The sequence below is a fragment of the Robertmurraya kyonggiensis genome (assembly GCF_005116465.1).
Lineage (GTDB): Bacteria > Bacillota > Bacilli > Bacillales > Cytobacillaceae > Robertmurraya > Robertmurraya kyonggiensis.
Genome location: NZ_SWBM01000005.1, coordinates 241,974 through 254,420 on the forward strand (window position 1 = coordinate 241,974; position 12,447 = coordinate 254,420).

General features: G+C 38.6%; 17 protein-coding genes. 8 read left to right on the top strand and 9 right to left on the bottom strand.

Annotated elements, in window-relative coordinates; genetic code table 11:
• Window positions 1-9 precede the first annotated feature (9 nt).
• From FA727_RS18775 to FA727_RS18785, 3 genes are all read left to right on the top strand, one after another.
• Window positions 10-324 carry a hypothetical protein gene (locus FA727_RS18775; protein ID WP_246041962.1) on the top strand — a complete coding sequence of 105 codons (315 nt, stop codon included), beginning with the start codon at window positions 10-12 and terminating at the stop codon, window positions 322-324.
• Between the two features lie 124 nt (window positions 325-448).
• A complete protein-coding gene (locus tag FA727_RS18780) occupies window positions 449-898 on the top strand; it encodes an HIT family protein (RefSeq protein ID WP_136833069.1) in 450 nt (149 codons plus the stop codon).
• Complete coding sequence (locus FA727_RS18785; RefSeq protein ID WP_136833070.1) at window positions 891-1,703, top strand: PP2C family serine/threonine-protein phosphatase; 813 nt, start codon at window positions 891-893, stop codon at window positions 1,701-1,703. Before FA727_RS18780 ends, FA727_RS18785 begins: the two co-directional genes overlap by 8 nt.
• 39 nt (window positions 1,704-1,742) lie before the next feature.
• Here the strand turns inward: FA727_RS18785 and FA727_RS18790 are convergent, their stop codons facing one another.
• Together FA727_RS18790 and FA727_RS18795 are read right to left on the bottom strand one after the other, a co-directional pair.
• Window positions 1,743-2,159 (bottom strand): YuzC family spore coat inner layer protein, encoded by a 417-nt coding sequence (locus FA727_RS18790; RefSeq protein ID WP_497707048.1) that lies wholly within the window; start codon window positions 2,157-2,159, stop codon window positions 1,743-1,745.
• A 30-nt stretch (window positions 2,160-2,189) separates the two neighbouring features.
• Window positions 2,190-2,765 (bottom strand): hypothetical protein, encoded by a 576-nt coding sequence (locus FA727_RS18795; protein WP_136833072.1) that lies wholly within the window; start codon window positions 2,763-2,765, stop codon window positions 2,190-2,192.
• A 91-nt stretch (window positions 2,766-2,856) separates the two neighbouring features.
• Between FA727_RS18795 and FA727_RS18800 the strand changes: the two genes are divergently transcribed.
• Window positions 2,857-3,462 (top strand): DedA family protein, encoded by a 606-nt coding sequence (locus tag FA727_RS18800; protein WP_136833073.1) that lies wholly within the window; start codon window positions 2,857-2,859, stop codon window positions 3,460-3,462.
• Window positions 3,463-3,496: 34 nt separating this feature from the next.
• The gene (locus tag FA727_RS18805; protein ID WP_136833074.1) at window positions 3,497-3,880 is read left to right on the top strand and encodes a hotdog fold thioesterase; all 384 of its coding nucleotides are present in this window, start codon (window positions 3,497-3,499) and stop codon (window positions 3,878-3,880) included.
• Between the two features lie 121 nt (window positions 3,881-4,001).
• Here FA727_RS18805 and mnhG read toward each other — a convergent pair whose 3' ends face one another.
• From mnhG to FA727_RS18840, 7 genes are read right to left on the bottom strand one after another with little or no spacing between them, the layout of a single operon-like run.
• Entirely contained in the window at window positions 4,002-4,355 is a 354-nt protein-coding gene (mnhG, locus tag FA727_RS18810) for a monovalent cation/H(+) antiporter subunit G (protein WP_136833125.1), read from the bottom strand.
• On the bottom strand, window positions 4,339-4,623 hold the full coding sequence (locus FA727_RS18815; protein ID WP_136833126.1) for a Na(+)/H(+) antiporter subunit F1: 285 nt from the start codon (window positions 4,621-4,623) through the stop codon (window positions 4,339-4,341). The genes mnhG and FA727_RS18815 overlap by 17 nt, the downstream gene beginning before the upstream one ends.
• Window positions 4,623-5,099 carry a Na+/H+ antiporter subunit E gene (locus tag FA727_RS18820; RefSeq protein ID WP_136833075.1) on the bottom strand — a complete coding sequence of 159 codons (477 nt, stop codon included), beginning with the start codon at window positions 5,097-5,099 and terminating at the stop codon, window positions 4,623-4,625. Before FA727_RS18820 ends, FA727_RS18815 begins: the two co-directional genes overlap by 1 nt.
• A gap of 5 nt (window positions 5,100-5,104) precedes the next feature.
• Complete coding sequence (locus tag FA727_RS18825; protein WP_136833076.1) at window positions 5,105-6,586, bottom strand: Na+/H+ antiporter subunit D; 1,482 nt, start codon at window positions 6,584-6,586, stop codon at window positions 5,105-5,107.
• The gene (locus FA727_RS18830; RefSeq protein WP_136833077.1) at window positions 6,579-6,917 is read right to left on the bottom strand and encodes a Na(+)/H(+) antiporter subunit C; all 339 of its coding nucleotides are present in this window, start codon (window positions 6,915-6,917) and stop codon (window positions 6,579-6,581) included. Before FA727_RS18830 ends, FA727_RS18825 begins: the two co-directional genes overlap by 8 nt.
• Entirely contained in the window at window positions 6,917-7,342 is a 426-nt protein-coding gene (locus FA727_RS18835; protein ID WP_136833078.1) for a Na(+)/H(+) antiporter subunit B, read from the bottom strand. Before FA727_RS18835 ends, FA727_RS18830 begins: the two co-directional genes overlap by 1 nt.
• On the bottom strand, window positions 7,339-9,747 hold the full coding sequence (locus FA727_RS18840) for a Na+/H+ antiporter subunit A (protein WP_136833079.1): 2,409 nt from the start codon (window positions 9,745-9,747) through the stop codon (window positions 7,339-7,341). The genes FA727_RS18835 and FA727_RS18840 overlap by 4 nt, the downstream gene beginning before the upstream one ends.
• Window positions 9,748-10,019: 272 nt before the next feature.
• On the opposite strand from FA727_RS18840, the gene FA727_RS18845 reads away from it, so the two are divergent.
• The 3 genes from FA727_RS18845 (at window position 10,020) to FA727_RS18855 (ending at window position 12,379) form a co-directional block, all read left to right on the top strand.
• The gene (locus FA727_RS18845; RefSeq protein WP_136833080.1) at window positions 10,020-10,241 is read left to right on the top strand and encodes a hypothetical protein; all 222 of its coding nucleotides are present in this window, start codon (window positions 10,020-10,022) and stop codon (window positions 10,239-10,241) included.
• 295 nt (window positions 10,242-10,536) lie between these two features.
• Window positions 10,537-11,094 (top strand): DUF5366 family protein, encoded by a 558-nt coding sequence (locus FA727_RS18850; RefSeq protein ID WP_136833127.1) that lies wholly within the window; start codon window positions 10,537-10,539, stop codon window positions 11,092-11,094.
• A 130-nt stretch (window positions 11,095-11,224) separates the two neighbouring features.
• The gene (locus FA727_RS18855) at window positions 11,225-12,379 is read left to right on the top strand and encodes a TIGR04053 family radical SAM/SPASM domain-containing protein (protein WP_136833081.1); all 1,155 of its coding nucleotides are present in this window, start codon (window positions 11,225-11,227) and stop codon (window positions 12,377-12,379) included.
• Window positions 12,380-12,447 lie beyond the last annotated feature (68 nt).

Sequence of the window (12,447 nt, forward strand, 5' to 3'; positions counted from 1 at the left end):
GGTTTGAGAATGCGTTATTATAGAGGGCCTTTTGTGCCTGATCAAAGGTTCTTTTTTGCCTTTGGAGCTCCGTTTTGGGGAGGCTTGATTGGTGGCTTAGCTGGTGGCCTAATCGGTGGAGCCTTTGCTCGTCCGAGGCCGTTTCCTTACCCAGTACCGTATGGTCCGTATGGCTTTGGGGGACCAGGCGGTTTTGGTAACCCTGGAAACTTTGGTGGTGGATATGGAAATTTTGGTGGTCCCGGACCTTATGGAAATAATGTTTTAGGAGCCTATGGAAACAAAGGGAATTTTGGAAACTTCGGTGGTCCACCGTTTTATTAGTAGGTGGTAAAAGAGAAATGCATATCAATGTGAGGTGCATTTCTCTTTTATTCTAGAAAATTATTCCAATTAAACTAAGATTATAATATAATCGTAGAAATATCAAAAAAGGGAGGGAGTTCTTGTGGAGGCTTGTTTCATTTGCAACAAACATGCTGGGAAGATACAGACTGCTGGATTGACGATTTATGAAGACGAATTGGTTTATATTGGTCACATTGATAGAAATGGAGAACCCAATTATTTAGGCCACATTATGATTGACTTAAAAAGGCATGCTCCAACGCTTGGGGATATGAGTGAGGAAGAGGCAAAAGCATTTGGGTTGATGTTGGCTAGGGTAAGCAAGGCGTTAATGGACAATGAACATGCGGAACATATTTATTCGTATGTTTTGGGGGATGCAGTTCCTCATCTTCATATGCACCTAGTGCCACGTTATCCGAATACACCTAAAGAATATTGGGGTCCCAATGCTGTATACGATTGGCCACAAGCTCCGATGGGAACAAATTCAGAGGTTATTGACCTTTGTGCTCGTATTAAAAAGTATTTAGATAATGCCTATGACTAACCATATACATGATTTTAACTGGGTTGGTAGTCAAGAGGATTTCGTTGATAAACCATATATTAAGCAACTTTCGCATGTAGTTGTGGGGCTTTATGGTGGCAATTCAAATGCAGGACAATACAAAAATGAAGACGGATGCTTGGTATGGCTGAATGAAAAGGAAGGTTGGGAGTTTGCTATTATTCTTGATGCACATAAAACTGCAGAGAGTGCTGAGATTGTGTTAGAACTGTTTGAGGAAGAAAAATATCACATAAAGAAACTATTATCATTGCCGAGAGCTCAGCAAATGTTCAAACCCCTAGAAGAAAAGATATTAAGTATGTTCCAATCAGAAGCCTTTTTGGAAAGGTGTCGAAATGCTACTGGTGAAACAGCTTGTTTAATAGTAGTGAGAAAAGATAAGTATGTATGGTGGTTCTCGGTAGGGGACTGTATTCTCTACTTATTCCATGAAGAATTAGCAGCACTTGGACAGTACCAAGTAAACCAAAGACAATTCTATGAATGGGTGGGACAAGTTAATACTTTTGAGCAAGAGGTTCCTTGTTACAGTAGTGGAATAAAGGAATTGAGAAAAGGAGAAAATCATCTTTTTCTAACAACAGATGGTTTAATAGAATGTCCGGGAGAACCCTATTCAAATCCAATAACCATTTATAATTCCTTTTTAAACACTGTAGATGCTGAGTGTATTCAACACATGATAGAGATAATACAGTCTCATAATGTCAGAGATAGTACAACTATCGTTTCTTGGAAAGTAGATATCTCGAAGGAAACCACAAAACCAAGTGATCAATGATTTAAGAAATAGGTGCACTATAAAATGCACCTATTTTTCTTATTTTCGCCACCGTAATGATAGGCTAAGATGGCAGCAGTCCAGATCTGCTGCAACAGAACTGAAATTGAGTATTAGCCCATCAGGGTTAAAGGAAATTTTAGGTGTTGTTTGAATGCCTGTGTTTTTTAACATTTGATTGACCTTGGCTTGCTCGGAATTTTGTGCAGCTGTCATGAGATCAAAGGCAAACTGTCTTGACGTTGACATTCTATCTAGTAAAATACTTGCGTCTTTCATAATAATTTGCATATGTTTGGCAGAGGTTATGAATAATGTTGGATCTACTTGTGGAAGTACTCGTTGGTAATAATAAGGTGGTGGATAAAAATAAGGGACATAGTTATTAGGAGGAGGGAAATAGTAAGCTCTACGCTGATGCGGATGCACACTTTCATCTCCTTTCTTCTTGAGCATCTCCACTATGTATATGCAAGAAAGGCTTGGCTAATGTTTTTTCCAATTTTTACTCCCGTACCATAAAAGAATAAAGAGTATTAACACTAAAACAATGAAAACAGTAAAAGGAGAAAAGGAATTTGACCAGGCTTCATGCCAAATGGACTTAACCTTGTGGGTGAACGGTTCAGGAATATGTTCTACTCTCGGGCCACTACTTTGAAGCATCTCCACTCCATAACCACCGATAGTCGGAGTCAAAAATTGTCCGTCCTTCTCTAGCCAGAGCTCGACAATGTCCCCGGTCCGAACATGAACGCTTTTTCCAGTATAGTCAATCCAGTCAGGCACATAGAGATACTGCACCTCAATCAGTTCTTGAACGGATTCAGGAGGTGTGATAGTTTGCTGATAAATTTCCTCAATTTTAATAATCATCTTTCGCGACTGAGTTTGGTCTTCTTTAAACTCCTCAACCAATGAATCATCGATGACCTTTCCGCTCACATGAAGATGTGCTTCTTGTTTCCGTTCTTTTACTACGGCTGGATCAGGAGCAGCTAGTACCCAAGATGGCAAAACAAATAAACAGACTAAGAGTAGCAGGATTTGGTATAATTTCATTAACCATTTCCACCTTTTGTTCTTTTTTAAATAATAAGACGAATTTTTAAGGGGAAAGTTTCTTGATCCCGAGAAGGGAAGGAGCAACAAAATGGAGCTCGAATTTATTTTAGATATTATAGAAAAAAGCGGTTATTTGGGCCTTTTTCTATGGCTTTGGTTAGGTGTGTTTGGTGCTCCACTTCCGAATGAGGTTATTGTTATGACTGTTGGGCTTGCAGCATCAGAGGAAGTACTGAATACGATAGGCACCTTTATTGTTACATACGGAGGCATTTTAGCCGGATTAACAACAGCTTATTTGCTTGGGAGGATCGTTGGCGGTCCACTGCTCCCTTTTTTACAAAAACGGAAGCATTTTGCGAATGTGATTGAGCGTTCGCTTAAAGTGATGGATAAATATCATTCCTATTCTTTATCGTTTAGCTATTTTCTGCCAGGCTTAAGAAATTTTGTTCCATTTTTATATGGGGTCAGCAAATTACCGATAAAAACGTTTATGCTCTTTGCATACTCTGGCGCTTTCGTATGGGTCACGATTGTTTTTAGTTTGGGTTACTGGTTTGGCGATCATAAAGAAAAAATCTTTGATTTTGAGAAAGAACTTATAATCGTCGGAGTTGTTCTTGTACTGGGTTATTTGTTGTTTGCATTTTTTCGTAGGAAAAAGAAGGAAAAACTCAATTCAATGTCATAAACATTAGTAGAAACGAATTTGGAGGGGATAGGGAATGGATTTTTCAAAAACGCTTATGAATACATTAGGGATCGAAATTACGACATTAGAAAAAGGGCATGTAGTTGCAACGATGCCTGTAGATGATAGAACACGTCAACCATTCGGTTTGTTGCATGGTGGAGCGTCAGTTGCCTTAGCGGAAACTGTTGCATCTGTGGGGGCGTTTGAATTGATTGACCAGGAAACAGAGGCGGCTGTTGGGCTTGAAATCAACGCGAATCATGTAAGAGGAAAGAAAGATGGAATTGTTACTGCGACCGGAACTGTACTTCATCAAGGAAAAACTACAATGGTATGGGATATTAAAATTACTGATGAAGAGAATAAGTTAATCTGTGTTTCGAGATGTACGATGGCAGTGGTGAAAAGGAAGTAGTATTTTGATGTTTAGACCGATATATTTGAATAACGACCGATATATTGAAAAATAAGCTCGAAATCAGTTACATAAACCCCAAAAAAGAACCAAACTATCAAAAGTTTGGTTCTTTTCGTGCTTACAACTCTTTACTTTTTACTTTTGTTTTCAAATCATCATGAACACTTTTATCCCACAGCTTCACACCAGTATTATAGGCTGCTCTACTGATTAAGTGTCCTGCGACAGGTGAAGTCATAAAGATAAAGACGATTCCTAAAATAAGTCGTGAGTTAAAATGACCTTCCACCAAATAGAAATATAAGAAGGCACCGAACAAAATGGACATCACACCTAATGTAGCGGCTTTAGAAGCGGCGTGGTTCCTAGTATAGACATCAGGTAGTCGAATCACACCAAACGCTGCGACAAGGCTTAAAAAAGCTCCGACGAGGATGAAAAAAGCGATTATAATATTACTGATCTCGTTCACGTTCAAATAGAACCTCCTTTTCTAAATACTTGGCGAAGGCAACTGTTCCGATGAAGGCCAGTATCCCGATAAGAAGGATAATTTCAAGAAAAGCATTTGTTCTTAATTCAATGGAAATGAGCGCAATAATGGCAACAAGATTAATTCCGATTGCATCTAATGCGATGATGCGGTCGGGCATCGATGGCCCCTTAATCACACGATAAATGAGTGCTACCATGGCAAGAGCCAAACAGAATAGAGCAATTCGAATGACGATATCTAACATCATTTGCTCACCTCCAAGATTGCTTTTTCAAACGATTCCTTGATGCTGGTAATCGCCTCATCTACATCGGCAATATCCATCGCATGAATGTACAATGTTTTATTATCATCAGAAACATCCACTACAAGTGTTCCAGGAGTCAGGGTAATGAGGTTTGACAGGACTGTAATTTCCCAGTCCTTTTTTAGTATCGTCTCATACGCAAATATTCCAGGACGCATATCTAGCTTTGGTTTCAATACTACTTTTAAAACAGAAATATTGGACAATACAAGCTCTCTTAAAAAAATGAACAGAAGTTTAATGACAGCTATTACCTTCCCAACATAGAAACGAGAGCGGAAAAATCTTCTGAACACAAACATGATAATCAGACCGAAAAAGTAACCTTTAATAAAGCTAGACAAATCATAGGATACTTTAATAAACATCCATAAGAATGCTAGAAAAACATTGAGCAAAATTTGAAATGCCATTCCCATCACTCCTTTAAGACAGCATCAATATACATACTTGGATTAGCTAAGGTTTCTGCTGCTTGAGAAATATACGGTAAGATTGCTTCTGTTCCAATACCGTACAATGCTGACAAAATAACTAAAATCACAGGAGAAATAAGAAGCCATTTTACTGGAGCCTTGTCCTCATTTTCATATGCTCGGTGAACGCCCCAAAATCCATTAATGAAGATTTTCATAACAGAGAAGAGGACTAGTAAACTCGACATAAGAACGATGGCTGCCCCGACATAGCTACTTCCCTCAAATCCTCCTTGCACAATCAGTAATTTTCCAATAAAACCACTTAAAGGAGGAATTCCAGCCAGTGCCAAGGCTGAGATAAAGAAGGTCCAACCGACACCGGGATAGCGTTTGATTAAGCCACTAATTTTTTTCAGGTTACTTGTCCCTGTTATAGCAATCATAATACCAACAAGAAGGAACAAGGCGGCTTTAATAATCATATCGTGGATGAGATAAAAGATTGATCCAGTTAGTGCATCAATATTCATGACTGAGACGCCATATAAAATAACGCCAACTGCCACAATGATGTTATAAATAATAACTTTTTTTATGTCCCAATAAGCGATAGCACCGATCACTCCGGCAATAATTGAAACGAGTGCCAGGAGCTGCAACAGTTCATGGGTGAAGCCTTGGTCATGGTAAAAGAATAATGTATACGTTCTGGTGATGGAGTAGACTCCAACCTTTGTTAATAAAGCACCAAATAATGCTAAGACTGGTGCAGGCGGTGCATAATAGGAGCCAGGCATCCAAAAATACAGAGGGAAAATGGCTCCTTTTAATCCAAATACAATCAAGAATAGCACGGCGATAACCGATAAAATTCCTGGCTGTCCAATTTCGGCGATGCGCTGAGAAATATGGGCCATATTCAGCGTTCCGACTACAGAGTAGAGATAGGCTACCGTAATAACGAAAAGAGCCGATGAAATAACATTGACAAGCAAGTACTTAATCGATTCTCTTAGCTGAATCTTTGTGCCACCTAATACGATCAATACATAGGAAGACATCAGCATCACTTCGAAAAAGACGAAGAGGTTGAAAATATCTCCTGTTGTGAAAGCACCGTTTACCCCAACAATTAAGAAATTGAACACGGGATAGTAATAATACTTTTCACGTTCTGCTCCTATGGACTTAAACGAATAAATAAGACAGACAAATGCGACGATGCTCGTAGTTAGTACAAGTAGAGCCGACAGCATGTCTGAAACGAGTGTAATCCCAAATGGAGCATCCCAGCTACTAATATTCAGTGATTGAATCCCATCCGTATGGACCTTTTGAACAAGGACCAGGGCAGCGATGATGGTGGCAATGGAAGAAAGGGCAGAGAACCATCTTTGAACCTTAACTTTTTTATGAAAAAAGATTAGGATTGCTGCTGTTACAAACGGAATTAGTATTGGTAAAATGATTAAATTATTCATTGCCTCTATTTCCTCTCATCTTTTCAATGTTATCTGTGCCTAGTTCTTTATAAGCTCGATATGCCAATACTAAGAAAAAGGCGGTAACTCCGAAGCTAATGACGATTGCAGTTAAGATAAGAGCTTGTGGCAATGGATCTGTATACGGGCCCTTTTCTCCTAAAAGTGGAGCCGAACCTCTTTTTAACCTACCCATTGTTAAAATCAATAAGTGAGCACCGTGACTGAGTAGCCCAGTTCCGACAATAATACGTAATAAACTCTTTGAGAGCATTAAATAAGTAGCCGTCATGAACAAAATTCCAACAACAATTGCCATTACTATTTCCACTATTCATCCTCTCCTATCGTTTGAATAATGGTCATCGTGACTCCAACAACAACTAAATACACGCCTAAATCAAATAGTGTAGCTGTATGAAGGGAAATTTCACCAAGCACAGGCACTTCAATATGTCCGAATGCATGAGTCAAGAAAGGTACGTTAAATAGAAGCGAACCGGCACTTGTTCCGATTGCAAACAAAAGTCCAATTCCGGTCATTGTCCGATAATTTACCGGTAAAATCGTTGCGACGGTCTTGATGTCGTATGCGATTAAAAGGAGGACGATCGCTCCTGAAGTCATTAAGCCACCGATAAATCCGCCACCTGGGTAGTAATGTCCGGCAAAGAAAATGTAGACAGAGAAGAGGACGATGATAAAGAGAACAACTTTAATCGTTGTTTCTAAAATGATGTTATTGTTCGATCTCATTCCTCATCCCCCCTTGTTAAACGTAAACGAATCATTCCGTAAATCCCTAATGAAGCAATAGCAAGTACGGTGATTTCAAAAAGGGTATCGAAGCCACGGAAGTCAACAAGGATGACGTTAACCATGTTCTTTCCGGCTGCTTCTGTATACGTATTTTCAATATAATACTGTGAAATGGATTGAAAGAATTTATTGCTATGAGCAGATAAAGCGATTAACGTCACCATTATCCCTACTCCGACAGAAATCAGCGCGTTCATTAGTTTAAAGCGTACACGTGAATCTTCTTTGCGCAGCTTCGGTAAATGGTAGAAACAGACTAAAAATAAAGCGACAGAAACCGTCTCAATGACGAGTTGTGTTAGGGCCAGGTCAGGTGCTCTAAACAATACATAGAACAGTGATACCATATAGCCAACAGCCCCTAGTAAAAGGATCGAGGCCAATCTCGTTTTTGCAAAAACGGTACTAATTGCGCCAATGACAATGAAAAGGGCCAGCAATAATTCATAGATTCCGATGGAAGATACCTTACTTGTATCCAGTTTAAAAGCATTTTTCACAAAGAGTGAAGTTGCCAAAATAATAATAAAGAAAGTGAAAATGTACACTAAGTATGATCGAATGGAACCTGTCATATAGGAATTTGTTAAACGATTGGATCCGTTTTGAGCTCTTTCTAGTATCCCATCGTAAAGACGGTTTAGCGCTAGCTTATCTGGGAAAAGCTTGTAAATTTTTCGCCATTTCGGATATGTGAGATAGAGCAAGATTCCAAAAGCTATAACACCAAGTGTCATAAATAGTTCAGGTTTGAAACCATGCCATATATCGATATGGACCATAAATCCAGTTCCTTCTGTAAGTAACCCTGGAAAGATAGCAGCTAGTGCTGGCTCAATTATATTCTCTGATAAAAGTGAATTTGAGAAAAAGAAAATAATAATGACAAGTGAAGCTAAAATCGTAGGAGAAATTAGCATTCCGATCGGTGCCTCGTGAGGCTTCTTGTCCAATTTTTCTGGTTGATGTTTCCCTGTAAAAGTTTTAAATACAAGCATCATACTATAAATGAAGGTAAAGACACTTGCAATCCATGCAATAATCGGAAATAGAATTGCAACGGATTGGAAATTGAATAAATCGAGTTCAAGGACATGAAGCATTCCTGTAAAGAACATTTCCTTACTTAAAAATCCGTTAAATGGCGGTAATCCTGCCATGGAGAATGTTCCAATAATCGCGATTGTAAATGTAATCGGCATAAAATGCATTAAGCCGCCTAGTTTACGAATGTCTCTTGTCCCAGTTTCATGATCGACAATACCAGCGACCATGAATAAGCTTCCTTTAAAGGTGGCATGGTTGATTAAATGGAACACTGCAGCCGTCGTGGCAACAATATAAAGATTGTCCTCCACACCTGGAAAATGAAGAGCCGCTGCACCAACTCCAAGTAGAGACATAATTAAGCCGAGCTGACTGACCGTTGAAAAAGCAAGGATGCTTTTTAAATCGGTTTGTTTCACAGCCGAGAAAGAACCCCAGAATAGGGTTACGATTCCAAATCCAGCGACTAACCAGACCCACAATCCATCTACAGCAAATACAGGTGTAAGTCGTGCGACTAAATAAATACCTGCTTTGACCATTGTAGCGGAGTGAAGGTATGCACTAACTGGTGTAGGTGCCTCCATCGCATCTGGAAGCCAGATGTGAAACGGGAATTGAGCGGACTTTGTAAATGCCCCTAACAATACGCATAGTAATGCTGGAATAAATAAGGAATGATTTACGATATCATGTGCCTGAGCAATGATTTCTGTAATACTGAAGCTTCCGGTCATCAAGTGTAAGAGGATGATCCCTCCGAGCATTGCAAGACCACCAAACACTGTGATGATCATCGATTTTTGTGCCCCATATCGAGATTTTTCTCTTTGATACCAATAACCAATCAGTAAAAATGAAGAGAAGCTCGTTAACTCCCAAAAAGCATACATGACAATTAGGTTATCGGAGAGGACAACCCCAAGCATAGCACCCATAAAAAGGAGCAAATAGGTATAAAAGGTGTTAAGTTTTTCCTTTGTTTTTGACAAATAGTAAATAGAGTAAAGGATGACTAATGAACCTATACCGGTAATTAGCAAGGCGAAAAGTAGTCCAAGGCCGTCTACTTTTGCAGTGAAATTGATGCCCATGGATGGGATCCAATTAAGCGTTTCCATAACGATAGCTTGATGTCTCGTTGTGGAGATATAGGAAAAGAAGTAAGCAAAAAGAATAATCGGTAGCGGTAACACAAACCAGCCTGTATGTATTTGACGAAAGCTTTTATAAAAAAGTGGAACTAAAATAGCGTATAGCAATGGTGCAATAATAGCTAAATGCAACAATGACAAAACAACCCCCCCTTAAAAAATCCAAGAAAAAGATATTATTCCTGTATGTTTTTCCCCTAGATTTGACGATTATGAATATCGTATACATAAAATTATACATTAAAAAATATCTAGTTGCATGGATCGATGGCTTATTCCTTAAGGTTCCTAACCCTTTATAATAAATAGGTAGAAACGTGTAAAAATACAAGGGAAAAATTCTTAAAAAAAATTTTTTTACGTATAACGTTAGGCATGTTTTGACACACTAACTTGAGACGGAGGTGTGTGAATTGAGAAGAAAAATACTAATAGTCTCATCCATTTTTCTCCTCCTATTTTCTTTAGCATGGTTCTGGGATGGGCAGCATAAAAGAGAGTTTTATGATCCCATGATTGGATTGGAAAACGAAGACGTCTTGGAGATATTGCCAATTTCAAATCCAGTACAGAGCGTACCTAGAAAGTACAAGATTTTTAAAGCGAGAGAATATGTGAGAATAGAAGAATTATAAAGGCTCTTTTCTCAAACTTTTTTGCAGTTGGAGCTAATATATAGTGAATCAAATAATTTTTTTGATACTCAATGGCTTGAAAGAGAGAGAAAAGAGCTACACACAGTATAATAAGCACAAATATCTATTTTTACGTTAAAATCGGCCGCTGGCCAACGGCATTAGGATTTTAACAATATGATTTATGAGAAAAAATTTATAATAATTTGAAATAACTTGTCAGTAATAAATAATTCTTTCATAATAAAGTAGATTTCATTTTGCGAAATCTACTTTTTGAGGTTGGAGAATTATGATGAAAAATACATACTTAACTAGCTACTTTCCACTTCTTGCAATTCTTTTATTCAGCCTTTCTTTATCGATTCGGGTTGAGATGGAGCTCCTTGAGATCTTAAAAAATGCTGGAATTTATGAAGGAATGAAGGAGTTCTTTACTGATGGTGGCATTAAATTAGCCCTTCTCAGCTTACTTCTAATTCTCTTTTTTATGGTGTTTGCTGCATTGAAGCTCATCGCTAATACGGTGAATGAAATTTCTCTCCTTTTCTTTTCTAAGGATTCAGAAGGCGATAGTTTAAAGTATATTCGCGCTGGTTCACTTATTTACTTTATTGGCGGAGCTATATCGCTATTTAGTCTCTTTAGTATGATCGGCATTGTGGCGATTTTTGTGGGTACGACGGTGGTATATTTTATTTATTTTGTATTTAAAATTAGTCCTTCAATGACTTTTGCTGGGACAATCGGGGTTATCTTTTTTCAAGTTGTGATTTGGTCAGCGCTTTTGACAGGCGTATTATTCTTGGCGGTAAAAGTATATAACAGTATTATGGCAAGCTTGCCAATTTAAGTAGGAGGAAGTCCCAGTGCAATGGGATTTCCTCTTTTGTCTGTATGTAAAAGTGACAAATGTAACTGCTTATCTTATTTATAATTTTTATAATTAAATAAAAAATATAATGTGAAATTAGGTGAGCAATATGCATGGTCAAGGACATCCACATATGGGAAAAATGATTGATTATAATGAAAATCCTTTTATTGCTATTTGGGAGGTTACGAGAGCCTGTCAGCTAAAATGTGTACATTGTCGGGCAGATGCGCAAACAAAACCTGATCCGAGAGAGCTCACGCATGAGGAAGGAATTCAGCTCATTGATCAAATATACGAAATGAATAATCCGATGCTCGTCTTCACTGGCGGCGACTGTATGATGCGTGAGGACTTATTCGATTTAGCTGAATACGCGGTTAAAAAAGGAATGCGTGTGTCGATGACGCCAAGTGCTACTGCTAATGTAACGAAGGAAAGAATGGAAAGAGCGAAGAATGTGGGGCTCTCTAGATGGGGATTCAGTTTAGATGGACCAACTCCTGAAATCCATGATCATTTTAGAGGAACACCGGGTTCTTTTGATTTAACATTAGAGAAAATTAAGTATTTGAATGAGTTGGAAATGCCACTACAGATCAATACGGTAATTTCTCGTTATAATTATGACCATCTGGAGCAAATGGCTGAGCTAGTGAAGGACCTAAAGGCGATTATGTGGTATATTTTTCTTCTTGTTCCTACTGGACGTGGTCAGGAAGATGCTTGTATCACGCCTGCTGAACACGAGAAGGTCTTTCGTTGGTTGTATGATTTAAGTAAAACGGCTCCATTTGATATTAAAACTACGGCTGCTCAACATTATCGCCGTGTTGTCTTACAGCAAAAAGCGAGAGAACATCGAATTGATAGTTCGGAGATTCGTTATGAGGATACGATCACGACTGACCATGCGTCCATGATTGATGGTCTTAAACGAGCTCCAAAAGGAGTAAATGACGGAAATGGATTTATTTTTATTTCCCATGTTGGTGACGTTCTACCAAGTGGACTTCTTCCGATTAAGGTTGGAAATGTTAGAGAGAAGCCATTAAAAGAAATTTACCGTGAATCACCAGTGTTGAAGGAGCTTCGCAATCCGGATTTATACAAAGGGAAATGTGGAGTTTGTGAATATCGCTTTGTCTGCGGTGGCTCACGTTCGAGAACGTATGCAGTGACAGGTGACTACCTAGAAAGCGAACCATATTGTGTGTATACTCCAATGGCGCTGCGCGGGAAAAAGGCTGTAGTACAAGGCTAATAAATGAAAAGAAGCTTTCCTTAAGGGTGATGCCCTTTAGAGGAAAGCTTTTTTGTTTTTAGGGTGTT

What these genes read in the sequence shown, in the direction of transcription:
- FA727_RS18805 (WP_136833074.1), top strand. Translation starts at nt 3,497, where the DNA reads ATGGATTTTTCAAAAACGCTTATGAATACATTAGGGATCGAAATTACG.
- FA727_RS18815 (WP_136833126.1), bottom strand. Translation starts at nt 4,623, where the DNA reads ATGTTAGATATCGTCATTCGAATTGCTCTATTCTGTTTGGCTCTTGCC.
- FA727_RS18825 (WP_136833076.1), bottom strand. Translation starts at nt 6,586, where the DNA reads ATGAATAATTTAATCATTTTACCAATACTAATTCCGTTTGTAACAGCA.
- FA727_RS18790 (WP_497707048.1), bottom strand. Translation starts at nt 2,159, where the DNA reads ATGCTCAAGAAGAAAGGAGATGAAAGTGTGCATCCGCATCAGCGTAGA.
- FA727_RS18855 (WP_136833081.1), top strand. Translation starts at nt 11,225, where the DNA reads ATGCATGGTCAAGGACATCCACATATGGGAAAAATGATTGATTATAAT.
- FA727_RS18850 (WP_136833127.1), top strand. Translation starts at nt 10,537, where the DNA reads ATGAAAAATACATACTTAACTAGCTACTTTCCACTTCTTGCAATTCTT.
- FA727_RS18820 (WP_136833075.1), bottom strand. Translation starts at nt 5,099, where the DNA reads ATGGCATTTCAAATTTTGCTCAATGTTTTTCTAGCATTCTTATGGATG.
- FA727_RS18785 (WP_136833070.1), top strand. Translation starts at nt 891, where the DNA reads ATGACTAACCATATACATGATTTTAACTGGGTTGGTAGTCAAGAGGAT.
- FA727_RS18800 (WP_136833073.1), top strand. Translation starts at nt 2,857, where the DNA reads ATGGAGCTCGAATTTATTTTAGATATTATAGAAAAAAGCGGTTATTTG.
- FA727_RS18835 (WP_136833078.1), bottom strand. Translation starts at nt 7,342, where the DNA reads ATGAGATCGAACAATAACATCATTTTAGAAACAACGATTAAAGTTGTT.
- FA727_RS18795 (WP_136833072.1), bottom strand. Translation starts at nt 2,765, where the DNA reads ATGAAATTATACCAAATCCTGCTACTCTTAGTCTGTTTATTTGTTTTG.
- FA727_RS18775 (WP_246041962.1), top strand. Translation starts at nt 10, where the DNA reads ATGCGTTATTATAGAGGGCCTTTTGTGCCTGATCAAAGGTTCTTTTTT.